At 69.5% G+C, this 25,771-nt stretch carries 19 protein-coding genes and 1 pseudogene; 12 read left to right on the plus strand and 8 right to left on the minus strand.

Going from position 1 to position 25,771, the window contains the following annotated elements:
- Window positions 1-57 precede the first annotated feature (57 nt).
- From ABD817_RS08240 to ABD817_RS08250, 3 genes are read left to right on the plus strand one after another with little or no spacing between them, the layout of a single operon-like run.
- Window positions 58-714: a response regulator gene (locus tag ABD817_RS08240; RefSeq protein ID WP_344916671.1), complete on the plus strand. Its 657-nt coding sequence runs from the start codon at window positions 58-60 to the stop codon at window positions 712-714.
- A 35-nt stretch (window positions 715-749) separates the two neighbouring features.
- Entirely contained in the window at window positions 750-1,532 is a 783-nt protein-coding gene (locus ABD817_RS08245; RefSeq protein WP_344916673.1) for a YmdB family metallophosphoesterase, read from the plus strand.
- Window positions 1,529-2,362 carry a cyclase family protein gene (locus ABD817_RS08250; RefSeq protein WP_344916675.1) on the plus strand — a complete coding sequence of 278 codons (834 nt, stop codon included), beginning with the start codon at window positions 1,529-1,531 and terminating at the stop codon, window positions 2,360-2,362. The genes ABD817_RS08245 and ABD817_RS08250 overlap by 4 nt, the downstream gene beginning before the upstream one ends.
- A gap of 9 nt (window positions 2,363-2,371) precedes the next feature.
- Here ABD817_RS08250 and ABD817_RS08255 read toward each other — a convergent pair whose 3' ends face one another.
- Window positions 2,372-2,962, minus strand: a complete 591-nt coding sequence (locus ABD817_RS08255) for a sensor histidine kinase (protein ID WP_344916677.1) — start codon at window positions 2,960-2,962, stop codon at window positions 2,372-2,374.
- Between the two features lie 457 nt (window positions 2,963-3,419).
- On the opposite strand from ABD817_RS08255, the gene ABD817_RS08260 reads away from it, so the two are divergent.
- Together ABD817_RS08260 and ABD817_RS08265 are read left to right on the plus strand one after the other, a co-directional pair.
- Window positions 3,420-4,304 carry an SDR family oxidoreductase gene (locus ABD817_RS08260; protein ID WP_344916679.1) on the plus strand — a complete coding sequence of 295 codons (885 nt, stop codon included), beginning with the start codon at window positions 3,420-3,422 and terminating at the stop codon, window positions 4,302-4,304.
- A 62-nt stretch (window positions 4,305-4,366) separates the two neighbouring features.
- Window positions 4,367-5,593 (plus strand): cytochrome P450 family protein, encoded by a 1,227-nt coding sequence (locus ABD817_RS08265; RefSeq protein ID WP_344916681.1) that lies wholly within the window; start codon window positions 4,367-4,369, stop codon window positions 5,591-5,593.
- Window positions 5,594-5,640: 47 nt separating this feature from the next.
- Here ABD817_RS08265 and ABD817_RS08270 read toward each other — a convergent pair whose 3' ends face one another.
- The 4 genes from ABD817_RS08270 to ABD817_RS08285 all read right to left on the minus strand — a co-directional run bounded on the left by ABD817_RS08270 (window position 5,641) and on the right by ABD817_RS08285 (window position 8,672).
- On the minus strand, window positions 5,641-6,429 hold the full coding sequence (locus ABD817_RS08270) for an SDR family NAD(P)-dependent oxidoreductase (protein WP_344916683.1): 789 nt from the start codon (window positions 6,427-6,429) through the stop codon (window positions 5,641-5,643).
- Window positions 6,430-6,542: 113 nt separating this feature from the next.
- Window positions 6,543-7,262: an MBL fold metallo-hydrolase gene (locus ABD817_RS08275; RefSeq protein WP_344916685.1), complete on the minus strand. Its 720-nt coding sequence runs from the start codon at window positions 7,260-7,262 to the stop codon at window positions 6,543-6,545.
- A gap of 211 nt (window positions 7,263-7,473) precedes the next feature.
- Entirely contained in the window at window positions 7,474-8,109 is a 636-nt protein-coding gene (locus ABD817_RS08280) for an ATP-dependent Clp protease proteolytic subunit (protein WP_344916687.1), read from the minus strand.
- Between the two features lie 11 nt (window positions 8,110-8,120).
- The gene (locus ABD817_RS08285; RefSeq protein ID WP_344917241.1) at window positions 8,121-8,672 is read right to left on the minus strand and encodes a ClpP family protease; all 552 of its coding nucleotides are present in this window, start codon (window positions 8,670-8,672) and stop codon (window positions 8,121-8,123) included.
- 134 nt (window positions 8,673-8,806) lie between these two features.
- Between ABD817_RS08285 and ABD817_RS08290 the strand changes: the two genes are divergently transcribed.
- Window positions 8,807-9,763 carry a LysR family transcriptional regulator gene (locus ABD817_RS08290; RefSeq protein ID WP_344916689.1) on the plus strand — a complete coding sequence of 319 codons (957 nt, stop codon included), beginning with the start codon at window positions 8,807-8,809 and terminating at the stop codon, window positions 9,761-9,763.
- Between the two features lies 1 nt (window position 9,764).
- Here ABD817_RS08290 and mtnP read toward each other — a convergent pair whose 3' ends face one another.
- The gene (gene mtnP, locus ABD817_RS08295; protein ID WP_344916691.1) at window positions 9,765-10,619 is read right to left on the minus strand and encodes an S-methyl-5'-thioadenosine phosphorylase; all 855 of its coding nucleotides are present in this window, start codon (window positions 10,617-10,619) and stop codon (window positions 9,765-9,767) included.
- A gap of 7 nt (window positions 10,620-10,626) precedes the next feature.
- A complete protein-coding gene (locus ABD817_RS08300) occupies window positions 10,627-11,442 on the minus strand; it encodes an SAM hydrolase/SAM-dependent halogenase family protein (RefSeq protein WP_344916693.1) in 816 nt (271 codons plus the stop codon).
- Window positions 11,443-11,608: 166 nt separating this feature from the next.
- On the opposite strand from ABD817_RS08300, the gene ABD817_RS08305 reads away from it, so the two are divergent.
- Complete coding sequence (locus ABD817_RS08305; RefSeq protein WP_344916695.1) at window positions 11,609-12,520, plus strand: aminotransferase class IV; 912 nt, start codon at window positions 11,609-11,611, stop codon at window positions 12,518-12,520.
- Window positions 12,521-12,628: 108 nt separating this feature from the next.
- On the opposite strand, the pseudogene ABD817_RS39560 reads toward ABD817_RS08305, so the two are convergent.
- Window positions 12,629-13,423: pseudogene (locus ABD817_RS39560) on the minus strand (LysR family transcriptional regulator); the annotation flags it as partial.
- Here ABD817_RS39560 and ABD817_RS08320 point away from each other — a divergent pair.
- The 5 genes from ABD817_RS08320 to ABD817_RS08340 all read left to right on the plus strand — a co-directional run bounded on the left by ABD817_RS08320 (window position 13,370) and on the right by ABD817_RS08340 (window position 25,652).
- Window positions 13,370-13,492: a hypothetical protein gene (locus tag ABD817_RS08320; RefSeq protein WP_344916701.1), complete on the plus strand. Its 123-nt coding sequence runs from the start codon at window positions 13,370-13,372 to the stop codon at window positions 13,490-13,492. The pseudogene ABD817_RS39560 and the gene ABD817_RS08320 overlap by 54 nt on opposite strands.
- Window positions 13,493-13,524: 32 nt before the next feature.
- On the plus strand, window positions 13,525-13,935 hold the full coding sequence (locus ABD817_RS08325; protein ID WP_344916703.1) for a RidA family protein: 411 nt from the start codon (window positions 13,525-13,527) through the stop codon (window positions 13,933-13,935).
- A 67-nt stretch (window positions 13,936-14,002) separates the two neighbouring features.
- Window positions 14,003-14,758: an SDR family NAD(P)-dependent oxidoreductase gene (locus ABD817_RS08330; RefSeq protein WP_344916705.1), complete on the plus strand. Its 756-nt coding sequence runs from the start codon at window positions 14,003-14,005 to the stop codon at window positions 14,756-14,758.
- Window positions 14,759-14,794: 36 nt separating this feature from the next.
- Window positions 14,795-20,350, plus strand: coding sequence for a type I polyketide synthase (locus ABD817_RS08335; RefSeq protein WP_344916707.1), 5,556 nt, complete (start codon window positions 14,795-14,797; stop codon window positions 20,348-20,350).
- Window positions 20,351-20,393: 43 nt separating this feature from the next.
- On the plus strand, window positions 20,394-25,652 hold the full coding sequence (locus ABD817_RS08340) for a type I polyketide synthase (RefSeq protein ID WP_344916709.1): 5,259 nt from the start codon (window positions 20,394-20,396) through the stop codon (window positions 25,650-25,652).
- Window positions 25,653-25,771 lie beyond the last annotated feature (119 nt).

Raw genomic sequence — 25,771 nt, forward strand, 5'->3', positions numbered from 1 at the left:
CGCAGCCTTCGTCGCGTTCTCCCGGAAAGGCATTATCAGGTGGACAGACATCGCATCGTGATCGTCGACGACCACCGACTGTTCCGTGAGGGAATAGCCGAAATATGTAATAACGAACCGGATTTGCTGGTGATCGGGCAGGTGGACAACGGCGCGGACGCCGTCTCCCTCGTCGGCCAGACCTTTCCGGACGTCGTACTCCTGGACATCGAGATGCCCGGCACGGACGCCGCCGAGACCCTCCGCCGGCTCCTGCGGATCCACCCGGCGCCCCAGGTGGCGATCCTGACCATGCACGACGACGCGCGGCTGGTGAACAGGCTGATGACGCTGGGGGCGCGCGCGTACATCTCCAAAGGCGCGACCCGGCAGGAACTATTGACGGCGATCAGGTCGATCCGCGACAACCGGGACCACGTGATGCTGTCGATCTCCAGCGAGACCATGAAACGGCTCGACGAGCCCACCCTGGGACCGCTCAGCGCACGCGAGCTGGAGGTGCTGGAGCTGGTCGCCGCAGGATTTCGCAATTCACAGATCGCGGCCCGGCTGCACATCTCCGAGGGCACGGTCAAACGTCATCTGACGAACATCTATCTGAAATTGGAGGTGGACTCGCGCATGAACGCGGTGAACAAGGCCCTGGCTTCGGGAATGCTCGCGAACGAGCGCGATGACCCGATCGGCCCACTCGCGGATACGACTCTTTGGTGATGCGGACGACCGGGCGCCCAAGGACACTTCAATACATGCGTATCCTTTTCTTCGGTGACATCGTGGGAGACCGCGCGACGGCCCACATCGCCGAACGCCTGAGCGACCTGCGTCGCGAATACGACGCCGATCTCGTGATAGCCAATGCGGAGAACTGCGCACCCAACGGGCTCGGCATGGCCGCCAAGCAGATCGACCAGCTGCTGCTCGCGGGTGTTGACGTCATCACCGGTGGCAACCACTCCTGGGACAGCGACGAGTCGACCGGGCTACTCGCCCTCGAACAGGTTCTACGCCCCGCCAACCTGGCCCCGGACGTGCCGGGACGCGGCGTCCTCACGCTCGACGCGGCCGGCGAGAAGATCACGGTGATCAACCTTGCCGACCACTGCGCGATGAAGTCCGTCAAGAAGGTCGCGGCGGGCTTTCGCCCGGCCTACGAGGGATGGCTGGCGGCCGAGCGGATAGGCACGGTCATCGTCGACTACCACGGCGACCACGTGCTGGAGAAGCAGATCTTCGCCCATGCGGTGGACGGCGAGGCGAGTGCCGTGATCGGTACCCACTCGCACGAGGCGACCACCGCTCTGCACCTGCTGCCGGGCGGTACGGGATTCGTGACCGAGGTCGGTATGACCGGCCCGGCGGGCGGCGTGCAGGGGTTCGCCCCGGAGGTCATGGTCGCGGGTCTGCGGACGACCGGCAACCCGTTCTCAGGCGATCTGCCGGCGCCGGGTGACGGGCCGATCACGCTGGGCGCGGTCTGCATCGAGATCCACGACGGCCGTACGACGGATCTGCGGCGAGTGGCCTCGTGAACGCCCCCGCCGTACCGCTCGCGTTGGCGCTTCCCCTCCCCGGTCACCGTGCCGTCGACCTGTCGCTCACGATCGCCGAGGACCTGCCCTGCTACTGGTCGACCCACCAGCCGTTCCAGCACAAGACCTGGACCTGGTTCGCCGACCGTCCCAACTCCTCGGGTTCGGTCTACAACCGGGGTGGCCCGTATACGACCCGGTGGATGGCCATCGACGAGCACACGGGCACGCACTTCGACGCGCCGAGCCATTTCGTGCCACCTCCCGGGTCGGGGCTGCCTCATGCGGGGCCGGCCGGGGAGATCTCGGCGGAGAGAGTGCCGCTGGAACAGCTCATGGGGGCCGCCGCGGTCATCGACGTGTCCGGCCTCCCCCTCGCCGCGGAGGGCGGGGTGAGCACGCTGTTCGGGTCCGAGGTGATCACCGCGTGGGAGCGTGCGCACGGCCGCCTGGAGCCGGCGCAGGTCGTCCTCCTCCGGACGGGCTGGGACCGCAGGTACCTGCGCGGCGCGGACGGCGACGGATACCTGTACGACGTGGTCGTCACGCGGAAGAGTCCGGGATGGCCCGCGCCGGACGTGTCCGCGATCGAGACGCTGCTCGACCGCGGTGTGCGGTGCGTGGGGATTGACGCGCCATCGATCGGCGCGGCCCACGACGGCGCGGCGGTACACGTGTGTGGACTCTCCTCGGGCATGGTCTTCGTCGAGAGCCTGACCGGGCTGGGTGACCTTCCGGCACGCGGCGCGTGGTTCTGCTTCGTGCCGCTGCGGCTGGAGGGGGGAACCGGTGCGCCGGGACGCGCGTTCGCCCTGGTGCCCGCTGGGTGAGACGTGGTCTCAGCGCAGCGGCACCGTGAGGAGGACCTGTGTGCCGGCGCCCTCGTGGGAGGCCACCAGGAAGGTGCCGCCGAGCAGCATGGCCCGCTCCCGCATGGACTGCAGCCCGAGGCTCGTCGGCGACCCGGCGCGTTCCGCCGGGAAGCCGCCGCCGTCGTCCCGTACCGAGGCGACCAGCTGGCCGAGCTCGGTCGACAGGTGGACGGTGACGTGCTCGGCCCCCGCGTGGGTCATGGCGTTGTCGAGGGCCTCGCGGACGATCAGGAAGACCTCCTCGCACCGCGCGTCCGGCGGCTCGGCTTCGGCGTCGGGACACCAGACCTTCTCGTCCTCCTCGCAGGCCGTGCGGAGCCGGGCGGACAGCTCCCTCGTGACGCCGAGGGTCTGCCGCAGCACCTGCTCCGCCCGCTCCCTGCGATCCTGTGCCAGCTCCGGCGCCCCGGTCCGGCGGTAGTGCTCACTCAGCTCCAGAAGGTTGAGCCCGGTGACGATCGCGTGGGCCACCCGATCGTGTAGGTCACGGCTCACCGCCCGGGCGAAGGCGAGGGGCAACCCGGCCGGCTCCACGCAGTCCAGCGCACTACTCATCATGCGGCCAACCATGCGGGAGGCAGGGTGGCGAATCCAGAAGGCGCATATCCTGGTAGTACCGTTACCAGCACGGTTCCGGCGTGTCGACGGCCGGGTGGGCCGTCACCGGCCCTGGCTGTCACCTGCGGCCTTGCCCGGACGGAAAAGCCGAGCCCGGTCAAATCCTCGACATTGACACCGGGGCGCGTTTCCTGAATTCAGCTGGTAAATGATGGCGCCCTCGCCGGCCATCGTCTTTCGCATTCTCATCGTGGTATCCCGAATACCAGACTAACCGCGCTCTGGACGCCGTGTACGGCGCGATGCAGTGTCGGACCCGTGAGACGGAAAAACACATGACGGTTCCACCGGCGCCCACCGAGCTCGGCGCCGGGAGTGTGAACGGGAGGACAGGCACGGTGACACGGAGAAAGCGATCGCCATCGGCGCCGCCGGACGCCGCGAGGCGGGAGACCCGGTGAGCGCCCGGCCGAACCTCGGCGCGGGCCGCGCCGTACTGATCACGGGTGCGTCGTCGGGACTCGGCGAGGCCTGCGCGTTGTTCCTCGCCCGCGCCGGGTTCCAGGTGTTCGCGGGTGTACGCAAACAGGCCGACGGCGAGCGGCTGCGCCGTACCGCCACCGGCGTCCTCATTCCGGTGACCATCGACGTGACCGACGAGGACTGCGTCGCGGACGCGGCCCGCACCGTCACCGGCCGGCTGACCGGCTCCGGGCTGTGGGGTCTGGTCAACAACGCCGGGATATGCGTCCCCTCGCCTCTGGCCTGGCTCGAACCCGGCCAGTTGCGCCGGCAGCTCGACACCAACGTCGTCGGAACGCTCACCGTCACGCGCGCGTTTCTGCCGTCGCTGCGGAACGGCGGCGGCCGCATCGTCAACGTGACCTCCGGGCTCGGCCGGGTCGCCGTCCCCTTCCTTGGCGCCTACGTCGCGTCGCAGTTCGCCAAGGAGGGCTTCAGCGATGTGCTCCGCCGCGAGCTGGCGCCCCTTGGCATCGCCGTCTGCGTGGTACGGCCCGGCGCGATCGTCACCCCCATCTGGGACAAGGTCACCGCCGACGGCCACCGGGCCGTATCCGCCGGAGACCCCTACCACCGTGAACCGTTCCTGCGTTTTCTGGACTCCAACGCCGAGACGGCCCGTGCCAGCAAGACCACGTCGCTGGACTTCACCAGGGCCGTGCTGCGAGCACTGACCAGCCGCCGTCCCCGGCGGCACTACCCTGTCGGCCGCGACGCCACCGCCGCGGGCCTCGTGTCCCGGTTCCTGCCCACCGCGCTTCTCGACCGTCAGTTCGCCGCCGTCGTCACGCCGCCCGGCTCCGCCGACGGCGCCACGTGACGCGGTCCGGCAGGTCGGCCGGTGAGCGTCCGGCCGGAACTTCCCCCACGACAGGAGTCACCGTGACCGCGGACCAGGACCCGTACCTGCTGATGCCCGGCGAAGAGCTTATCTGCCCGATTCATCCTCTTTACTATGGTGTGCGCGCCGAGAGCGATCCACGCCCGCCCTACGTCCCGGAGGGACGCCGTCTCTGGCTGGTCACTCGATACGAGGACGCCAAGACGATCCTGGCCGACCCCCACGTCGTCAAGGACGTCCGAGGTGCCGTGGAGCTCTACAACCACAAGGCCGGCGTCAAATGGCCGCTGATCGGCGGCCGGTTGGCGGCGCACATGCTCAACGTCGATCCGCCCGACCACACGCGGCTTCGCAGGCTCGTCAGCAGGCCGTTGTCCGTCAAGGCGATAGAGCGGTTCCGCCCCAAGATCGAGGCGACCGTCTCGACGCTGCTGGACGCGATGGAGGGACAGGACCAGGTCGACCTGATCTCCGCTTTCGCGCTCCCGCTGCCGATGATGACCATCTGCGACCTGCTCGGCATCCCCGACTCGGAGATGGGCAGGCTGCACCGCTGGGCGGAAGTGCTTCCCCGGTTCTCCGACACCGAGGAAGCCGCGGCGACCGCCCTGGGCATCCTCGAGGACGTCAACGCCATCATCGAGGTCAAACGCGCCACCCCCGGCGACGACCTGATCAGTTCGCTACTCCGGGACCATGAGGCGCACAACATCGGCGACGACGAGTTACCGGCGATGGTTTACTTTCTGCTGGTGGCCGGATTCGAGGCGACCGTCAACCTCATCACCAACGGTACGCTCGCGCTGCTGCGCAATCCCGACCAGTTCGCGCTGCTCCGATCCGACCCCGCACTGCTGCCCGGGGCCATCGACGAGTTCATGCGGTTCGACGGCCCGGCGTCCATGTCCATGCTCCGCTACACCGACGCGCCCGTGAGGGTCGGCGGCGTGGAGATCCCCGAAGGGGAGTTCGTCTTCGTCTCCTACCAGGCCGCCAACCACGACGGCGACCAGTTCCCGGACCCGGATCGGCTCGACATCACCCGGCATTCCGCGGGGCATCTCGGATTCGGGCACGGCATCCACTACTGCCTCGGTGCCCCCCTCGCCCGGCTGGAAGGCGAGATAGCCATCGGCCGGCTGATCGACCGGTTTCCCGATCTGGCCCTCGGCACCGACCCGAACCGGCTGACCTGGATGGACGGAACCCTCGTCCACCAGTTGCTCAGCCTGCCCGTGCTGCCGAAGGGCCCGGCCTCCCCCTTCTAACCTCTTCCTTGAGCCTTCCTCGAAGAGGACCCCTTCATGGTGGAACATCACCGCTTGCTCATGCGCAGAGACGTCCAGCCCGAGTCCGCGAGCCAGCCACCGTCCACGGGCAGGGCCACGGCGTTGATGAATCCGCTGCGCGAATCGTCGGCCAGAAACGCCACCGCCTCGGCCACATCGCCGGGCATGGCGAACCGGGCGAGCGGCCCGCGTTGGAGGATGTCCTGTTCGGTGTAGGCACCCGAGTCCATGTCGGCCGTGTCCATCTCGGTCGTGACGAACGAGGGACAGACGGCATTGACCCGGATACCGCGCGCTCCCCATTCGAGGGCGAGCGTCCGGGTCAGCCCGAGCAGGCCGTGCTTACTGGCGTTGTACGCCGCTCGATCCGGGATACCGCCCACCCCGGCGATCGAGGAGACGTTGACGATCGAACCGTGGCGTCCCGTCTCCAGCAATCCCGCCGCGAACGCCCTGCAGAGCAGGAAGGGGCCGGTCAGGTTGACGTCGAGAACACGTCGCCACTGTGTGGGGGTGGTCTTCTCCGCCGCCTCGATGAGGCTGATTCCGGCGTTGTTCACCAGTACGTCGAGCCGTTCGAAACGATCCAGCGCGGTGGTGATCGCGGCCTCCACGTCCTCCTCCCGGGAGACGTCGGCCACGATACCGAGAGCGGAGACCCCGGTGTCCTTCAGCGCCTGCACGGTGGCATCGGGGGGGATCTCGTCGATGAGTGCCAGGTCGTAACCCTGGACGGCGAGCACTTCTGCGATCCGCCGGCCGATGCCCTGCCGGGCACCGGTGACGACGGCCACGCGGCCATTTGATTCGGTCACTCCACCAGCGTGCCGTGGAACCCCCTGCCGGGGCATCGCACGAAGGTGGGACTCCTCACCGGGCGAAAGGTGACACCCGTAAACGGGCCGCCCGGGATCGCCCTATCCGCGCCTCACAGCCAGTCCTTCTCCGGAGTGGCCCCTTTCAACAGCACGCCCGCGCCCTCCGCGACCGGCTCCCCGTGCGGCACGCACAGTGTCTCCACGTTCAGCTCCGCCAGGCGCGTGAAGGAGGCGACGGCCTCTTCCCTGACCACGTTGAACGGTCCGAGGATCACCTGCCCCTCCATGACGGCGATGAGGTCGCCCGGGAACAGCACGCCGCTGTGCGGGAGGTGGAGCGCGATACTTCCCGGCGTGTGACCGGGCACGTGCAGAACACGGACGGGCTCGGCCCAGCCGCCAAGGGTGTCGCCGTCGTCCAGTTCCACGTCCACCCCCACATTCAGCAGGGGTGGCAGGTTCGCCTCGGCGAGACCCGCCGCGATCTGCTCGTAGAAGACGCGTTCCGAGGTGGTGAACGCCGGTTCGGGTTCGGGGAGCGTACCGCGGATGAACGGAGCGTCCGCGGCTCCGGCCAGGACGTCGGCGCCGGTGGCCGCGACGAGATCGGCAGCCGAGCCCATGTGGTCGAGGTGAGAGTGGGTCAGCACGATCTGCCGCAGGTCCCGGGGGTGACCTCCGAGCCGCGCCAGGGCGTCGAGGATCGCGGGGGCGGATCCCGGCACGCCTGTGTCGATCAGGGCGTATCCGTCGGACAGGCGCACGATGTAGACGTGCCCGACGGGGAAGGGGACTTGCCATACCCCAGGGGCGATCTGGATGGGTCGCATGGCGCGACGCTAGGAACACGCCCCGCCTGGTGATCTCGGATTGACGCAACCGTGGTTCGCCCCAGGACATACCTTGATCGGCGACCGCCCTGCGGTGCCGAGCGCCAGTCAATCGGCCTGGCGCTCGGTCACCTGCCACTCCCGGGTCTCGCCGGCCACCACCCCGGATCGGCTTCCGTGGCCCGTGGAACGGACCTCGGTTCGGCCTGGGTCAACCGAACTGGGTGATAGCCCGCCCCTGCCGCTTCCGGCTGCCGAACACCTCGTCGATGAGCCCGTACGCCTTGGCCTCCTCGGCGGTGAGGATCTTGTCGCGCTCGATGTCGTTGCGGACCTGCTCCAGCGGCTGACCAGTGTGCGTGGCCAGGATCGTCTCCAGATGCTCGCGGACCCGTATGATCTCACGGGCCTGGATCCCCATGTCACTGGCCTGGCCGTACGTGCTCTCGATCGAGGGCTGGTGGATCAGGATGCGGGCGTTCGACAGCGCGGCCCGCTTACCGGGGGCGCCGGCGCACAGCAGCACCGCGGCCGACGAGTTAGCCTGGCCGATACAGACCGTCTGGACGTCGGGCTTGACGAACTGCATGGTGTCGTAGATCGCCGTCATGGCCGTGAAGGAGCCACCGGGCGAGTTGATGTACACCTGGATGTCGCGGTCCGGGTCGAGTGACTCCAGCGTGAGCAACTGGGCCATCACGTCGTTCGCGGACGCGTCGTCGATCTGCACCCCGAGGAAGATGATCCGCTCCTCGAAGAGCTTGTTGTAGGGGTTCATCTCCTTGACCCCGTACGACGTGCGTTCCACGAACGAGGGCAGGACGTACCGGTTGTCGATCGGATACATGGGAGGTCTCCTTAGGTCAAGCTGGGCGTCGAGGACACCACTTCGTCGACGATGCCGTAGTCCCTGGCCTCCTCGGCCGTGAACCAGCGGTCGCGGTCGGAGTCGATCTCGATCCGATCGACCGGCTGGCCGGTGTGGAAGGAGATGCGCTCCTGCACCACCTTCTTGGTGAAGAGCATCTGCTCGGCCTGGATCTTGATGTCGGACGCCGTGCCGCCGATGCCACCGGACGGCTGGTGCATGAGGATCCGGGCGTGCGGGAGGGCCCTGCGCTTACCGGGGGTACCGGCGCAGAGCAGGAACTGGCCCATGGAGGCGGTGAAGCCCATTGACAACGTAGAGACGTGATTGGGGATGTACTGCATGATGTCGTAGATGGCCATGCCGGCCGTCACCGAGCCACCGGGCGAGTTGATGTACAGCTGGATGTCGCTCTTGCTGTCCTCGGCCGACAACAGCAGCATCTCGGCACAGATACGGTTGGCGATCTCGTCGTCCACCTGCTGTCCCAGCACAATGATGCGCTGGCGGAGCAGCCGCTGGGACAGCAGGTCCATTCCCATGTGCGCGGGCGCTTGGGCGGCCCTGAGCGTGCTTCGAGAAGTGAATCGCATATCCCTAGGAAACCGGTGGCCGGACATCCCTGTCCAACAACGTTTTCCACGCGATTGACATCTCAACGTTGTAGATTGCTGGAATGGATGCGGATCTGCAGGGAATGCGCGCCTTCGTGGTCGCGTCCGAGGAGTTGCACTTCACCAGGGCGGCCGAGCGTCTGTTCCTGTCGCAGCAGGCGCTGTCAAAACGCATCCGACGGCTGGAGGACGCCCTGTCGGTCACGTTGTTCGAGCGCACCACCCGCCGCGTCGTGCTGACGGCCTCGGGCAGGCGGCTGCTCCCGCTCGTCAAGGAGGCCGTGGACGCCTTCGACAACGCGGTCCAGACGGCCAAGGACACCGGGGGGCGGTTGCTGATCGACATCCACGACGAGCGGTTCACCCCGCTGCGAATCGTCCGCGCCGTCAGCGAGCGCGAACCCGGCCTCCAGATCGAGGCGAGCATGCGGCAGGCGTTCCCGGTCGCCGTGCGGGCCGTACGCGGCCGTGAGATCGACGCGGGGTTCGGGCGCGTGCACGATCTGGGGCAGCCGTGGCCGAGCACCCTGCAGCACCGGCTGGTCCACCTGGAGCCCATCCACGTGTACGTGCCGTTGACGCACCGGCTGGCCGACCGGCCCGTCCTGAAACCGCACGACCTGCGAGGGGCCGGAGTCGCGATGCCCGACCCCGGCGAGGCGTCCGAGTGGCGGGGCTACCTGGCCCGGTTCGCCCGCTACTTCGGCATCCCGCTGCATTACAACGAGCCCGCGCTCGGCATCGAGCACCTCATCGAGCAGATCCACCGCGAGCGGCACGCGGTGGCGCTCGGGGAGGCCGGTATCCGCCTGGCGGGTGACTCCGGGTTACGCCGGATCCCGCTCACGGGACCGGAGGTGCCGTACCCCTGGTCGATCGTGTGGGACCGGCGTAACACCAGTGCGAACCTCGGGCGGCTGCTCGCCTTGATGCCCGCGCCCACGCTGCCCGCCCAAAACGATCAGCGGACCTGGATTCCCGACGTGGACCGGCGACACCCCTCCAACCAGTCCGGCTGAGTCAGACCCGGGTCTCCTTGCGCAACAGCCAGCGCGCATGTCCGGGCACGGCCACCTCCGGACCGGTCATGACCGCATCGCCGAGCGCCTCCTGGCAGGGACAGGTGAAGTCGTCCGGCAGCCTTTCCACGAGCCGGACGACGGCCTCCCTGGCCAGGTCGACGTTGCGCCGCATCACGTCGGCCACGGCGTGCGCGCTCACCGTACCGGGGTCGTCCCGTCGCCAGCAGTCGTAGTCCGTCACCAGCGCGAGCCCCACGTAGCAGAGCTCGGCCTCGCGGGCGAGCTTGGCCTCCGGCAACGCGGTCATACCGATGACGTCCATCCCCCACGACCGGTAGAGGTCGGACTCGGCACGGGTGGAGAACTGCGGGCCTTCCACGCAGCAGTAGGTGCCCGTGTCGTGTGTACGGGCCCCGGCCGACCTGGCGGCCTCGGCGAGCAGAGGCCGCAGCCGCGCGCAGAAGGGATCCGCGAAGGAGACGTGCGCGACCACGCCGCCGCCGAAGAACGTCGAGGCGCGCGTGCCACGGGTGCGGTCCACGATCTGGTCGGGAACCACGACGTCACCGGGTGCGAGTTCCTCACGGAGGCTGCCCACCGCGCTGACGCTGACTATTTGGCGGACGCCGACGCTCTTCAGCGCGTGGATGTTGGCCCGTGCCGGAACCTCGGCCGGGGACAGGGTGTGTCCCCGGCCGTGCCTGGACAGGAACACGACCCGCCGACCGGCCAGCGTCCCGGCCATCAGCGGCCCGCTCGGCTCGCCGTACGGCGAGCCGAGCCGGACCTCCTCGACCGCGGTCAGCCCTGGCAGGTCGTAGAGCCCGCTGCCACCGATGACCCCTATGGACATCTCAGCCTCAGCTCAGCGTCACGGTGATCTGGGCTCCCGGGACGATATCCCACTTCTCGACGAAGCTGCCCTGGTTGAGGCCGAGCGCCAGTTTGCCCCTGCTGTTGACATACGCCAGCGGCTCACCAACCCCGACCTCGCCGAAGGTGTCGCGGAACGGGATCTCCAGCGTCTCACCGTCCAAAACGACCCGCAGCATCCCGGCGCGCATCTCCTCCGAAGTGCCGAGGAGGGCACCGGGCACGTTGGTCCACACGTTCCCGAAGTTCTTGTCGATACGGGTGATCTCACCTTCGGCGCCGCCGCCCGCGGCCCGGCTCGCCTGTGTGTGCGACAGGCGCACAAGGCCGGCCGAGTCCAGTGCGGGCCCGACCGCGTCGATCGGCACCCCCGCCGCGAGGTGTCCCGCACAGGCGGCCACCACGTCCTTGCCGTACCAGGTGGGAGTGACCGGCTGGTGCATCACGTCGGGCGAGGTCACCTCGTACACCTCGACCGCAGGCACGGACTCGATCGCGAAGGTGAGCAGCCCGTTGTTCGGCGCGACCAGGAGCTGGCCCTTCTCGTTGCGCACGACGACGCATCGGGTGTCGGTGCCGGTCTGCGGATAGACGTAGGCGGCGATGATGGTCTCCGCCGGGAAGGACGCGGGAACGTCCTCCAGGAAGAGCGCGCCCTCGCGGATGTCGAACGGCGTCACCGCGTGGGTGATGTCGACAATGGTCGCGCCGGGAGCGATGCTCAGCATGAGCCCCTTGCACAGGGCGGTGGCCTCGTCGTTGGCTCCCACATCGGACAGGAAAGCGATCAGGCGGTGCGACATGGACGATCCTTCAGGTCGGTGACATCGACTGCTGACGAGTCTCGGTGCCGGAGCCGAGCCGCCGCATCCGACCAATCGACCGAGTCGTAATGCGACGTTGGTCGTATTGGCGAGGACGTGATCGACTTCTAGCGTCGTAGCTAGCCTCGAGGAGGGAAGAGACATCATGGGCATGGCTTCGGCGTCCGTACTCACGTTCTGGGACGGCTCGGTGAGCGAGCGGCGCATCCCGTTCGGAGGCAGCAGCATGCAGCACGGCACAGCCGTCTTCGAAGGCATCCGCTGCTACCTGACACAGGACGGCCCCGCGCTGTTCCGGCTGGAGGAGCACCTGACCAGGCTGCTGCGGTCGGCGGCGCTGCTCGGCATGGCGCACGACTACGGGATCGAGCGGCTGGAGGCCGACGTCCTGGCGGCCGCGGCGGCGAGCGGGCTGCCCCGGTGCTACGTCCGGCCCGCGCTGTTCACAGCCGATCCGATCCTGTCGATCGACCTGTCCGGCACGCCGTTCACCCTGGCCGTCGAGGTCTGGCCGGCGACCTCGTTCCGGCCGCCGACCGCTCCACCGGCCCGGCTCATGATCTCCACGTGGCGTCGCCCGTCACCCGCGACGTTCCCGCCGGGCGCCAAGGCGACCGGCATGTACGTGGTCTCGGCACTGGCCAGGACCGAGGCGGCCAAGGCCGGATACGACGACGCGATCCAGCTCGACCCGGAGTCCGGGCGGGTGGCCGAGGCGAGCGTGGCCAACGTGTTCCTGGTGCGCGGGGGCCGCCTGATCACCCCCTGGCTCACGGACAGCCTGCTACCCGGCATCACCCGCGACACGGTGCTGGTGATCGCCCGCAAGATCGGCATGCCGACGGTCGAGGAGCCCGTGGAGGTGCGGGATCTGCTCACGGCCGACGAGGTGTTCCTCACCGGCACGGCCAGCGAGCTGGTTCCGGTCGCCTCGATCGGCGACCATGACCTCCCCGCCTGCCGGCCGGTCTTCGACACCCTCTCCCGAGCGTTCCGCCAGGCCACGACGGGCCTGGACTTCACCGGACTCGGCTGGCTCACACCTGTACGCGATTGAGCGCCGGCAGCGCGACCCGTCTGTCGCACCGACCGTGTGAGCGATACCGCGCAAGGCGTCCAGCACTGTCCGGTACGTAGGGATACGTTGGGATCCCGCGCGGAGCACCGCATACAGAGTGTGGGTGACCGGAGGGCCGCACAACGGCAGCAGAACCGTACCGGGCGGCTGGACGGCCATGGCGAGGCTGGGCACCAGCGCGACCCCCCTGCCCACGGCGACCAGGGCGAGTGCCGCAGAGCACTCGCTGACGCGGTGCCGCACGTCCGGAGTGAAGCCCACCATCATGCATGCGGCCCGCACCACGTCCGCGTACGGGTCGCCGTCCATACCGACGATCCACGGCTCAGCGGCCAGGTCGGCGAGCTCGACCGAGTCCCGCGTGGCGAAGACATGGTTCAGCGGCAGGGCGGCGTAGAGCGGGTCGGCGAGCAGGTCGACCCGGGTGTAACGGACATCGGAGCGGATCGGGCTGTTCCGGTGCTCGCCGGCGACGACGATGTCGAGGTTGCCCATCTCAAGATCGGCGAAGCAGCCGGGTGGCTCGGCCTCGCGCACCAGGACGTTCACCCCCGGATCGGTACGGCCCAGCTCGCTCAGGGCCGGGGCGATCACATCCCTGATCGCCGAGGAGAGTCCTCCGACCAGGACGCTGCCGACCTTCCCCTCCTCGTACGCCATCAGGTCGGCATGCGCGTTCTTGATGTGCCAGGAGATCATCTCTGCGTGTTCGAGCAGCAGCTGAGCCTGGTCGGTGATTCGTACGCGACGTCCATAACGAACGGTCAGCGGAATACCAAACTCGCGGGAGAGTTTGGCGATCTGCTGGGAAACCGCTGAAGGGGTCAGATGAAGTATTTCGGCAACGGCGGTTACGCTACCGTGATCACGCAGCTCTCGCAAGACGCGCAGGCGACGCAAATCCATCATGAAGCCCTTGCTTATGCCTTCCATGTTTCAATCTTAAATTGACATCGCCATGATGCCTACACAAGCTTACTGACATGAATGAGCGTTCCGTGTCATCAGCCCCCTCACGGCAGCTGTTTTCCTCTGGATCCCCATACGAATCATTGGTCGGTTACTCACGCACAGTACGCACAGGCCCATTCGTCTTCGTCTCTGGTACTACCGCGGGTGCCCCAAACGGCCCTATCGGAGGGAGCGACGCCGGAAAACAGGCAGCCGAAATCCTTGACAGGATAGTCAATGCGCTGCGTGAAGCCGGAGCGAGCGCTTCCGATGTGGTGCGCACGCGCGTCTACCTGACAGACATCGCCGACTTCAACGCCGTGGCCAGGGCCCATGTGGCCGTCTTCGCGGACATCCGGCCGACCACCACCTTCGTCGAGATATCCGCTCTGGCCGATCCCGCCCTGCTGGTCGAAATCGAGGCGGACGCTATCGTCCAATAACCGGTCGGTCCTGTCTGAAATATATATCGGCACTCATTATTCACACCGCACCGGAGATGAGATCTCGATGAACAGCCTGTCATCGGCAAAGCCGCTGGCCGTCGTCACCGGCGGAACAAAGGGGATCGGACTCTCGTTCAGCCAGCGCTTGACAGAACTGGGATACCAGGTGGTAGCCCTCTTCAGGCACGACAAGGGTGCCGCCGAAACCGCCAGGGCCATGCTGCCCGACGGATTTACCGCGATCCCCTGTGACGTCTCCGTCCCCTCGGCTGCCCGCCACACCGCCGCGGAAATCCTCCGCGACCACGGCACCCCGCGCGTACTGGTCAACAACGCGGGGCGTAACATCGACCGTCCCTTTCTGGAACTGACGGACGACGACTGGCACACCGTCCTGGACGCCAACCTCTCCGCGCCCTTCTATCTGACCCAGGCGTTCGCCCCCGCCATGCTGACGGCCGGCGGCGGGTCCGTGGTCAACGTCGGCGCCACGACCGGCATCCGGCCGAGGTTCAACGGCGCCAACTACTGCGCCAGCAAGGCCGGGCTGCTGCATCTGACCAAGTGCCTGGCCCTGGAGTTGGCACCGACCATCCGGGTGAACTGCCTGATCCCCGGGATGATCGACACCGAGGACATGCAGATGCGCTGCCGAACCGCGGCACCCGAGCACCGCGACAGCATGTTCACCGGCATCCCGCAAGGCCGGATCGGATCACCCGACGAGATGGCGAGCGCACTGGAATTCATGATCGGTGACGCCGCCCGGTACATAACCGGTCAAAAGCTCATCGTAGACGGCGGCCAGTTCATGTGGTGACGAGGCCACGTACCTCGATACGAGAAGGACCATCACATGCCCGATGAGATCGGCGTCGCGGTGAGCGGCGTAGCCCGTCGTACGACCGGGTTCGGGGAGGCCGCCTCAGAGGTCACGCAGGCCGGGGCGGCGGAGGAGCCGCTGGCGATCGTCTCGATAGGCTGCCGTTATCCCGGCGGGGTCAACTCCCCCGAGGACCTGTGGAAGCTGCTGATCGAAGAGCGAGACGCCATCGGGACGTTCCCTGACAACCGGGGCTGGGATCTCGATCGCCTGTACAACCCCGACCCCGACACTCCGGGCACCTCATATACGCGACGGGGCGGGTTCCTGTACGGCGCCGACCTCTTCGACGCCGACTTCTTCGGGATCAGCCCACGCGAGGCGGCGGCGATGGAGCCCCAGCAGCGGGTGCTGCTGGAGATCTCGTGGGAGGCGCTGGAGCGAGCCGGCATCCCGCCTCACTCCCTGGGTTCCTCCTCCACCGGGGTGTTCGTCGGCGCCATGCCCCAGGAGTACGGTCCCCGCCTGCACGAGCCTGCCGACGGCGCGGAGGGCTACCTGCTGACCGGTCACACGACCAGCGTGATCTCCGGCCGGATCGCGTACGTGCTCGGACTGCTGGGGCCGGCGGTGACGGTGGACACCGCCTGCTCGTCGTCGCTGGTGGCGATACACCTGGCCGTCCAGGCACTACGCCGCGGCGAATGCACCCTCGCCCTGGCCGGAGGCGTCACCATAATGGCCTCCCCCGGCGCGTTCGTGGAGTTCAGCCGACAGCGCGGACTGGCTCCCGACGGACGCTGCAAACCCTTCGCCGCCACCGCCGACGGCACCGCCTGGAGCGAAGGCGCCGGACTCCTCCTCCTCGAACGACTCTCCGACGCCCAACGCAACAAACACCCCGTACTGGCCCTCATCCGCGGCTCCGCCGTCAACCAGGACGGAGCCAGCAACGGCCTGAGCGCACCCCACGGCCCCTCCCAGCAACGCGTCATCCGAACCGCCCTCACCAACGCCGGCCTCACCCCCGCCGACGTGGACGCCGTCGAGGCACACGGCACCGGTACCGTCCTCGGCGACCCCATCGAGGCACAGGCCATCATCGCCGCCTACGGCCACGACCGCCCCGCCCACCGGCCCCTCCGGCTGGGATCGATGAAATCCAACATCGGCCACACCCAGGCCGCCGCCGGCATCGCCGGAATCATCAAAATGGTCATGGCCATGCGCCACGACCTCCTCCCCCGCATCCTGCACCTGGACAAACCAACCCCGCACGTCGACTGGTCCTCCGGAACCGTCGAACTCCTCACCGAGACCACGGCGTGGCCCAAGACCGGCCGCCCCCGCAGAGCGGGCGTCTCCTCGTTCGGCATCAGCGGCACCAACGCCCACATCATCCTCGAACAGGCCCCCCGCGAAACCACCGACCCGGCGCCCGCGAGCCAGGACGACCGGGAAGTCGCCGTGTGGCCCATCTCCGCCCGCGACGAACAAGCCCTCCGCACCCACGCCCACAACATCCGCACCCACATCACCACCACTCCCGGCGGCGACCTGACCGCCATCGGCCGCACCCTCGCCACCCGCACCCCCTTCGACCACCGAGCCGTCCTCCTCGCGCCCGACCAGCCCACCATGCTCCGCGCACTCGACGCCCTCATTCACAGCCGCCCCGACCCCGCCCTCATCACCGGCACCGCCACCAGACGCACCGGCCTCACCGCCTTCGTCTTCCCCGGGCAAGGCCCCCAATGGACCGGAATGGCCCTCGACCTCCTGCGTTCCTCCGCCGTCTTCCGCCGGCACATCGAACGATGCGGCCAAGCCCTCGCCCCCCACGTGCCCTGGGACCTGCACGACGTACTCCACAGCGCGCCGACCGCCCCCGGCTACGACCGAGCCGACGTCGTGCAACCGGCGCTGTTCGCCGTCATGATCTCCCTGGCCGCCCTCTGGCAAGCCCACGGCATCCACCCCGACGCCGTCATCGGACACTCCCAAGGAGAGATCACCGCCGCGTACGTGGCCGGCGCCCTGCCCCTTGCCGAAGCCGCCCGCCTCGTCGCCCTGCGCAGTCAGGCCCTGACCAAACTGGCCGGCACCGGCGGCATGGTATCCCTCCCCCTCCCCATCGACCAGGTCGAACGCCTCATCCGACGGGCCACCGCCCGCCAACCCGGGCACCTGGCCATCGCCGTCGTCAACGGCCCGGCCTCCGTCGTCGTCTCCGGCGCCCCCGCCCCCCTCGACGCCCTGCTCGCCACCTGCGAAACCGACGGCATACGCGCCCGCCGCCTCCCCATCGACTACGCCTCCCACTCCGCAGCGGTCACCCCCGTCAAACACGACATGCTGACCGCCCTCGCCTCCGTCACCCCGGCCGGCGGCACCGTGCCGTTCTTCTCCACCGTCACCGGCGACGAACTGGACACGCGCGAACTCGACGCCGCCTACTGGTACCGCAACCTACGCCGGCAGGTGCGGTTCGCACCCACCATCCGCCGGCTGCTGGAACGCGGCTACGACACCTTCGTCGAGATCAGCCCGCACCCCGTACTGACCGCCGCGATCCAGGAAAGCGCACCGGAGGCGCTCGTGGTGGGATCACTGCGACGCGACGACGGCGGCATGACCCGGTTCCTGACCTCGGTCGCCGGGGGCTACACCGGCGGCATGGCCGTCCCGTGGCAGACGTCGTATCCCGGGCCACCGGCCGAACCCGTAGAGCTACCCACCTACCCTTTCCAGCGCAGGCGGTACTGGTCCTCCTCCACCGTCGCCGGTGGGGATATGAGATCGGCGGGCCTGGAACCGGCGGCCCACCCGTTGCTCGGCGCCATGGCCGAACTCCCCGGCGGCGGCCTCCTGCTGACCGGGCGTCTCTCCCCCGACGACCATCCGTGGCTCGCCGACCACACCGTCGCCGATACCGTGATCCTTCCTGGCACCGCCTACGTGGACATCCTGCTGCACGCCGCCCGCCTCACCGGCCGTGACCGCGTCGACGAGCTGACCATCGAGGCACCCCTCGTCATACCGGAGCGAGGCGGCGTACAGGTCCAGGTGATCCTCGCCCCGGCCGGCGAGACGGCCCCCCAGCCCGTCACGGTGCGATCCAGGCGGGATGACGCACCGGCCGACACCGAATGGACCCTCCACGCCACAGGCCTGCTCTCCGCGGAGGCCGAGGCCGGGTCCGGATCCGCACGCCCCGTCCCGGACTTCTCCGGCCTCGCCGGGGTCTGGCCACCCGGCGGCGCCCGCCCGATCCGTCTCGACGACGCCTACGAGCGCCTCGCCGAGGCCGGTCTCCAGTACGGGCCGGCCTTCCAGGGCCTGCTCGCCGCCTGGGAGGACGGGGAGGTGCTCTTCACCGAGGTCACCCCGCCCGACGGGCTGGACACCTCCGGCTTCACCGTCCACCCCGCGCTCCTCGACGCCGCGCTGCACCCGTTCGTCCTGGACGGCACGGGTCTGCCGGCCCCGCGCCTGCCGTTCGTATGGACCGGTGTGACATCGCACGCCGACACGCTCCCCGCCAGGGTGCGGCTCTCCCGGGCGGGTCCCGGCTCGGTGGCGCTGGCGGTCGCCGACGCCACCGGCGCCCCGGTCCTCTCCGCAGAGTCGCTGACGTTCCGGCAGGTCCGCGTGGAGCTGCTCGCCCCCGGGTCCACCGACGGCTCGCTTCTTCGCCTGGAGTGGCCTCCCGCGCCGGCGGCGGAACCGGGACCGGGAACGATGGCCGTCCTCGGCGGGGACCGCGGCCTGGCCTCTGTCCTCTCCTCACCGGAGATCCGGGTCACCGCGTACGCCGACCTGGCGGCTTTGGGCAGGGCCGTCGACGCCGGCGTACCGGTACCGGACGCGGTGCTCGTCGTCTGCGTTCCCGACCGGGACCGTCTCCCGGTAGCCGCGACGCACGTCGCCACCGGCCGGATGCTGACCCTGGTCCAGGACTGGCTCACCGACGACCGGTTCACCGCCGCACGCCTGGTCGTGATCACCTGGGGTGCGGTGTCCACCCGCGACGACGAGGGAGCCCGCGATCTCGCCCATGCGGCGGTGTGGGGACTGCTACGCGCCGCGCAGTCGGAGCACCCGGACCGGATCGTGCTGGTCGACATCGACGATCAGAACGTCTCGGAGCGGACGCTACCCGCCGCGCTGGCCGTCGCGGCGGCTGGGGAGCCGCAGCTGGCCGTACGCGAGGGAACCGTTCTCACACCGAGGCTGAGGATCGCGAGCACCGCCGGACGGGAGTCGGCGCCACCGGACGACGGGCCGTCTTGGCGGCCGGACCCGGACGGCACCGTACTGGTCACCGGCGGCACCGGCGACCTCGGCGGACTGGTCGCCCGCCATCTGGTCTCCAGGTACGAGGTGCGGCGACTGCTGCTGGCCGGCCGACGGGGCCTCGGAGCCGACGGCGCCGCGGAACTGCGGGCCGATCTCACCGAGGCGGGTGCGGAGGTGACCGTCGCCGCGTGCGACGTGGCCGACCGCGAGGCCCTCGCCGCGCTGCTGGCCACCGTACCCGCCGAACATCCGCTGACCGCGGTCGTGCACGCCGCCGGTGTCCTCGACGACGGCACCCTGCACTCCCTGACCCCCGAGCGTCTCGGTGGCGTGATGCGCCCGAAGGCCGACGCCGCCTGGCACCTGCACGAGTTCACCAAGGAGCTGGACCTGACCGCGTTCGTGCTCTTCTCCTCGGTCGCGGGCATCCTCGGCAACGCCGGCCAGGCCGGCTACGCCGCGGCCAACGCCTTCCTCGACGCCCTCGCGGCGTACCGGCACTCCCTCGGCCTTCCCGCCGTCTCGCTCGCGTGGGGTCCCTGGGAGCGGACCGGCGGCATGGCCGGGTGGCTGGACCGGAACGACCTGACCGGCATGGCACGCTCGGGCGTGACCCCACTCTCGGCCGAGCGGGGCCTGGCCCTCTTTGACTCGGCCTGCGCCGGCGGCGGCCCGCTGGCGGTCCTCGCGCGGCTCGACCGCACCGCCGGGGCACCACCGCTCCTGCGCGAGCTGACCGGTGTCCGGGCCCGCCGCGCCGCACGCCCCGTCGTCACACCGGGCGCCTCTCCCGCCGGGCGGTGGAGGCAACGCCTGGCCGCCATGTCCGGCACCGAACAGCACAACGAGCTGACCCGGCTGGTCCGTGCCGAGGCCACCACGGTGCTGGGCCATGCCAGCCCGTCGTCCATCGCCGACGACCAGGCGTTCAAGGACGCCGGATTCGACTCGCTGACCGCCGTCGAGTTCCGCAACCGCCTCGGTGTCGTCCTCGATCTCCGCCTCCCCAGCAGCGTGATCTTCGACCATCCCACTCCGGTCGCGCTCGCCGAGCGGCTCAGAGCCGAACTCGCACCGGAACCGGACCGGAACCCGCCCCCGCTCGCCGAGCTGGAGCGACTGGAGTCGAGGGTGCTGGCCGAGCCACCCGACGACGAGACCCGGGCACAGCTCGTGACCCGTCTCAAAGGTTTCCTTGAACGGCTCGGCGGAGCGCGGGACGACATCGCCACGAAGCTCGGCTCGGCCTCCGACGACGAGCTCTTCCAGATCATCGACGCGGGGTTGTGAAATGCGCCGGTCATTCGACTCCATCGGAAAGGACTGAGCTCGCATGGCGACCGCGGACGAACTTCGCGCCTATCTCAAGCAGGTCACCGTCGACCTGCACCAGACCCGTCAGCGCCTTCGAGAGATCGAGGCGAGGGATCGGGAACCGATCGCGATCGTCTCGATGGCCTCCCGTTTCCCCGGCGGCGCCGACTCCCCCGAAGGGCTGTGGGAGCTCCTCGCCGAGGGACGGGACGCGATCTCGGAGTTCCCCGCCAACCGCGGGTGGAATGGGGAGGAGCTCTACGACCCGGACTCCGACGCGTCGGGCAAGACGTACACCCTCCGGGGTGGCTTCCTGCACGACGCCGACCTCTTCGACGCCGGTTTCTTCGGCATCAACCCGCGTGAGGCCCTGGCGATGGACCCCCAGCAGCGGGTGCTGCTGGAGATCTCGTGGGAGGCGCTGGAGCGAGCCGGCATATCCCCGTCCTCCCTCCGCGGCGGCGACACGGGTGTCTTCACCGGGGTGATGCCGCAGGAGTACGCCTCCCTCGGGGGATCACAGGTCAAGGCCTGTGACGGGTACATCCTGACCGGTTCCGAGCCCAGTGTCGCCTCGGGCCGTGTCTCCTACGTCCTCGGCCTGGAGGGGCCGGCGGTGACGGTGGACACCGCCTGCTCGTCGTCGCTGGTGGCGATACACCTGGCCGTCCAGGCACTACGCCGCGGCGAATGCACCCTCGCCCTGGCCGGAGGCGTCACCATAATGGCCTCCCCCGGCATGTTCGTGGAGTTCAGCCGACAGCGCGGACTGGCTCCCGACGGACGCTGCAAACCCTTCGCCGCCACCGCCGACGGCACCGCCTGGAGCGAAGGCGCCGGACTCCTCCTCCTCGAACGACTCTCCGACGCCCAACGCAACAAACACCCCGTACTGGCCCTCATCCGCGGCTCCGCCGTCAACCAGGACGGAGCCAGCAACGGCCTGAGCGCACCCCACGGCCCCTCCCAGCAACGCGTCATCCGAACCGCCCTCACCAACGCCGGCCTCACCCCCGCCGACGTGGACGCCGTCGAGGCACACGGCACCGGTACCGTGCTCGGCGACCCCATCGAGGCACAGGCCATCATCGCCGCCTACGGCCACGACCGCCCCGCCCACCGGCCCCTCCGGCTGGGATCGATGAAATCCAACATCGGCCACACCCAGGCCGCCGCCGGCATCGCCGGAATCATCAAAATGGTCATGGCCATGCGCCACGACCTCCTCCCCCGCATCCTGCACCTGGACAAACCAACCCCGCACGTCGACTGGTCCTCCGGAACCGTCGAACTCCTCACCGAGACCACGGCGTGGCCCAAGACCGGCCGCCCCCGCAGAGCGGGCGTCTCCTCGTTCGGCATCAGCGGCACCAACGCCCACATCATCCTCGAACAGGCCCCGGAGGCACCCGTCCAGCAGTCCGTCCCGGCGACGGCGCCGGACACGGGACCGCGGGCTCCCGTCCCATGGTTGGTGTCGGCGCCCACCGCCGACGGTGTGCGGGCGCAGGCGGCGCGGCTCGCCGGGTACCTCGACGCGCGGAAGGACGACGCCGCGTCGGTGGGGCTGGCGCTGGCGACCACCCGTACGGCCTTCGCGCACCGCGCCTCCGTCGTCGGCGAGTCACGGGAGGAGCTGATGGCGGGCCTGCGTTCGCTGAGCTCCGGAGCGACGGCTCCCGAGGTGGTCACCGGAGGCAACACCGGCGCCGGCGGGTCGGTCGCCGTGCTGTTCGGTGGGCAGGGCACCCAGCGTCCCGGCATGGGCCGTGAACTGTACATGTCGTATCCGATCTACGCGGCTGCCTTCGACGAGGCGTGCGCGTTGTTCGACGCGCATCTGGACCGGCCCCTCCGCGATATCGTCCTCGCGCGCGAGGAGCAACTGTTCCTTCTGGACCTGCTGGACCGGACGGCGTACGCGCAGCCCGCGCTGTTCGCGGTCGAGGTCGCGCTGTACCGGCTGTTCGAGGCTTGGGGGCTGCGCCCGAGCCACCTGATCGGTCACTCGCTGGGTGAGCTCACCGCGGCCCACGTCGCGGGTGTGCTGTCGCTGCCCGACGCATGCGCGCTCGTGGCCGCACGGGGCAGGTTGATGCAGGCGGCCAGGGCGGACGGCGCCATGGTCGCCGTGAACTCCTCCGAGGAGGAGGTGCTGGACTCCTTCGACGGCCGGGAGGTGACGATCGCGGCCGTCAACGCGCCCGGTTCGGTCGTCGTGTCGGGGGACGAGGCGACCGTGCTGGCCGTGGCGGAGTCGTGGCGGAGTCGTGGTCGCAGGACGACGCGGCTACGGGTCAGCCATGCCTTCCACTCCCCGCACATGGACGGCGCGCTGGCTGAGTTCCGGCGGATCGCGGCCGGTCTGTCGTACGCCCCGGCGCGTATTCCGGTCGTGTCGAACGTGACCGGCAGGCTCGCCACCGATGACGAACTGGGTTCACCGGACTACTGGGCCGGCCACATCCGCGCGACCGTGCGCTTCGCCGAAGGCGTCCGCACCCTGGCGGAACGCGGGGTCGACGCCTATCTGGAACTCTCGCCGAGCCCCGCGCTCACTCCCAGCGTGACCGCGACGCTGGACGCCCCCAGGACGATCACGACGCTCCGGCGGGGGCGGTCCGAGACGCTGTCGGTGGTCACCGCCCTGGGAGAGGCGCACGTGGCGGGCGCGCGGCTGGACTGGCCCGCGTTCTTCCCCGCCGCGACACGCCCATGCGAACTGCCCACCTATGCCTTCCGGCACACCCGCTACTGGCTCACCGCGACGGCCGCGGCCGCGCCCCGGCCCCACCCTCTCCTCGACACCCTGGTGGAGCTCGCCGACGGCGGCGTGGTCGCCACCGGCACGCTGTCACAGCGGATTCAGCCCTGGCTCGCCGACCACGAGATCGCCGGCGTCCCGCTGCTCCCCGCCACGGCGCTCGTCGAACTCGCCCTTCAGATCGGGCGGCGGCTCGGCTCCCCGGTGCTCGACGATCTCGTCCTGGAACGTCCGCTGGCGCTGCCGCCGGACAGGGACGTCGACCTGCAGGTCAAGGTGGAGGCCCCGGACGAGAACGGCCGGCGGAAGCTGACCGTCCACGCCCGGCCGGCCGGTGACGGCGCCGGCCATACCGAGCCGGTCTGGATGAGGCTCGCCCAGGGCGTCCTCACCCCCGCCCCCCGGGCGGACGCGGGAGACGACGGTGTGGGAGAGGACTTGCCGGGGCGCCCGTCCGCCTGGCCGCCGGACGGGGCCGAGCGACTCGTACCCGTCACCGCCGACGCCGCCTACGACAGGCTGGCCGCGTACGGGTTCGACTACGGTCCCGCGTTCCGCGGTCTGCGAGCGGCCTGGCTGCGGGGCGAGGAGCTGTACGCGGAGGTCGAACCCGTCGGCACGCTCGACACCGGTGGCTATACCGTTCACCCCGCGCTTCTCGACGCCACCCTCCACTCCCTCGTCCTTCGCATGGCGGGCACGGACGGGGACGGGCGAGCCGATGACCACATACGGCTGCCGTTCTCCTGGAGCGGGGTGCGGACGTACGGGTCCCGCGCGGGGACGCTGCGGGTGCGGATACGTCCGGTACGGACCGGCGTGGTGGCTCTGACGATCACCGATTCCAACGACGACGTGGTGGCCGACGTGGCGGAGCTGACGATGCGTCCGCTGGCCCTGGTCAAGCTCGCCGAACTCACCGATCCGGCCGGCACGGTGGCGGCGCGTGGGATCCACCGGGTCCGCTGGGAGGAGATCGATCTGCCCTCCGATCCGGCACCGCTGCGGATCGCCCCCTTCGAGGCGGCGGTGGGGCTCGCCGGGGAGCGGGCCCCGGACGTTCTCGTCGTCGACTGCCCGATCGGCCGCGGCGGAGACGGCGACCTCGTGGCGGAGGCGCACGCGATTACCGGCGACGCCCTCGCCCGCGTTCAGGCGTTCCTCGCCGACGACCGGCCGGCGCGCTGTCAGATCGTTCTGGTCACCCGGGGAGCGGTGCGCGCGACGGCCGACGACGAGCTGAGTGGTCTTGCCGCGGCGCCGGTGTGGGGGCTGGGCCGCTCGGCCCAGGCCGAGCATCCCGGCCGGGTCGTCCTGCTCGACCTGGACGGTGACGGCGAGCCGGACCGCACGGTGGCGGCGGTGCTGGCGACGGGCGAGCCCCAGGTGGCACTGCGCGGCGGCCGGGCCTACGCGCCCCGCCTGACCCCGGACGCACCTCCGGCGCCCTCCGCACGGACGGGAAGCGCCTTCTCCCCGCACGGAACCGTACTGGTCACGGGCGGGACGGGAACACTGGGCGCGCTGATCGCGCGTCGGCTGGTCACGGCACACGGGGTACGGCGGCTGGTGCTGGCCGGCCGGAGCGGGGGCGACTCGGCGGGAACCGCGGAACTCCGCGAGGAACTGGCCGGGCTGGGAGCGCATGTCACCGTCGCCGCGTGCGACGTGGCCGACCGTGACGCGCTGGCGGGACTGCTCGCCGAGATCCCGTCCGAGCATCCGCTCACGGGTGTCGTGCACATGGCGGGGATCATCGACGACAGCACGGTAGGGGGACTCTCCCGGGACCGGCTGGACACCGTGCTGCGGCCGAAGCTCGATGCGAGCTGGTATCTGCATGACCTCACCAGGGAACAGGACCTCTCCGCGTTCGTCCTGTTCTCCTCGCTCTCGGGGGTCGTCGGACAGCCGGGACAGGGCAACTACGCGGCGGCCAATACGTTCCTCGACGCTCTCGCGGAGCATCGGCGCGGTCTCGGACTGCCGGCGACCTCTCTGGCATGGGGGTTGTGGGCCACCGAGAGCGCCCTGACGGCGGGGCTGAGCCGGGCTGACCGCGCCAGGCTGGGACGCACCGGGGGGCGGCCGATGACAACCGGGGAGGGGGTGGTGCTCTTCGACGCGGCGCTCGCGGCCGACGAGGCGGTGCTGGTCCTCGCGAAACTCGATCCGCCCGGCCGGGAAAAGCGCGAAAAGGGGGAGCCTCTGATGGAACGGCTGGCGGAAATGTCTCCGGCGGACCGGCGCGAAACGCTGCTCGAAATGGTCAGAGCAGAGGTGGCGACGGTGCTGGGGCATCAATCCCCCAGCGCGATCGACACGGCACAGGTGCTGTTCGACGCCGGGTTCGACTCGCTGACGGCCGTCGAGCTGAGCAACCGGCTTGGCGCCCGGACGGGACTGCGGCCACCGACGACCCTGGTGCTTGAGCTTCCGACTCCCAACGAGCTGGCCGAGTGGCTGCACACGACCCTGGAGAAGAGATTCGACCATACCGGCACCACCAATTGACACCGACCTCCATCCCGTATCGACATCGAATCACAAATCCCTTGAATATGCGCGGAGCGACAGCCCCGCAGTTCTCGACCCTTGCCGGTCAACTTTGTAGTATCCGACTCGGAAGAGCG

This window comes from Streptosporangium oxazolinicum, assembly GCF_039537505.1.
Taxonomy (GTDB): domain Bacteria; phylum Actinomycetota; class Actinomycetes; order Streptosporangiales; family Streptosporangiaceae; genus Streptosporangium; species Streptosporangium oxazolinicum.

Excerpts from the sequence above, each read along its gene's own strand:
- ABD817_RS08330 (WP_344916705.1), top strand. The coding sequence starts at position 14,003 with ATGAACAGCCTGTCATCGGCAAAGCCGCTGGCCGTCGTCACCGGCGGA.
- ABD817_RS08320 (WP_344916701.1), top strand. The coding sequence starts at position 13,370 with ATGAAGTATTTCGGCAACGGCGGTTACGCTACCGTGATCACGCAGCTC.
- mtnP (WP_344916691.1), bottom strand. The coding sequence starts at position 10,619 with ATGTCCATAGGGGTCATCGGTGGCAGCGGGCTCTACGACCTGCCAGGG.
- ABD817_RS08275 (WP_344916685.1), bottom strand. The coding sequence starts at position 7,262 with ATGCGACCCATCCAGATCGCCCCTGGGGTATGGCAAGTCCCCTTCCCC.
- ABD817_RS08290 (WP_344916689.1), top strand. The coding sequence starts at position 8,807 with ATGGATGCGGATCTGCAGGGAATGCGCGCCTTCGTGGTCGCGTCCGAG.
- ABD817_RS08245 (WP_344916673.1), top strand. The coding sequence starts at position 750 with ATGCGTATCCTTTTCTTCGGTGACATCGTGGGAGACCGCGCGACGGCC.
- ABD817_RS08300 (WP_344916693.1), bottom strand. The coding sequence starts at position 11,442 with ATGTCGCACCGCCTGATCGCTTTCCTGTCCGATGTGGGAGCCAACGAC.
- ABD817_RS08280 (WP_344916687.1), bottom strand. The coding sequence starts at position 8,109 with ATGTATCCGATCGACAACCGGTACGTCCTGCCCTCGTTCGTGGAACGC.
- ABD817_RS08340 (WP_344916709.1), top strand. The coding sequence starts at position 20,394 with ATGGCGACCGCGGACGAACTTCGCGCCTATCTCAAGCAGGTCACCGTC.
- ABD817_RS08255 (WP_344916677.1), bottom strand. The coding sequence starts at position 2,962 with ATGATGAGTAGTGCGCTGGACTGCGTGGAGCCGGCCGGGTTGCCCCTC.
- ABD817_RS08305 (WP_344916695.1), top strand. The coding sequence starts at position 11,609 with ATGGGCATGGCTTCGGCGTCCGTACTCACGTTCTGGGACGGCTCGGTG.
- ABD817_RS08285 (WP_344917241.1), bottom strand. The coding sequence starts at position 8,672 with ATGGGAATGGACCTGCTGTCCCAGCGGCTGCTCCGCCAGCGCATCATT.
- ABD817_RS08335 (WP_344916707.1), top strand. The coding sequence starts at position 14,795 with ATGCCCGATGAGATCGGCGTCGCGGTGAGCGGCGTAGCCCGTCGTACG.
- ABD817_RS08325 (WP_344916703.1), top strand. The coding sequence starts at position 13,525 with ATGAATGAGCGTTCCGTGTCATCAGCCCCCTCACGGCAGCTGTTTTCC.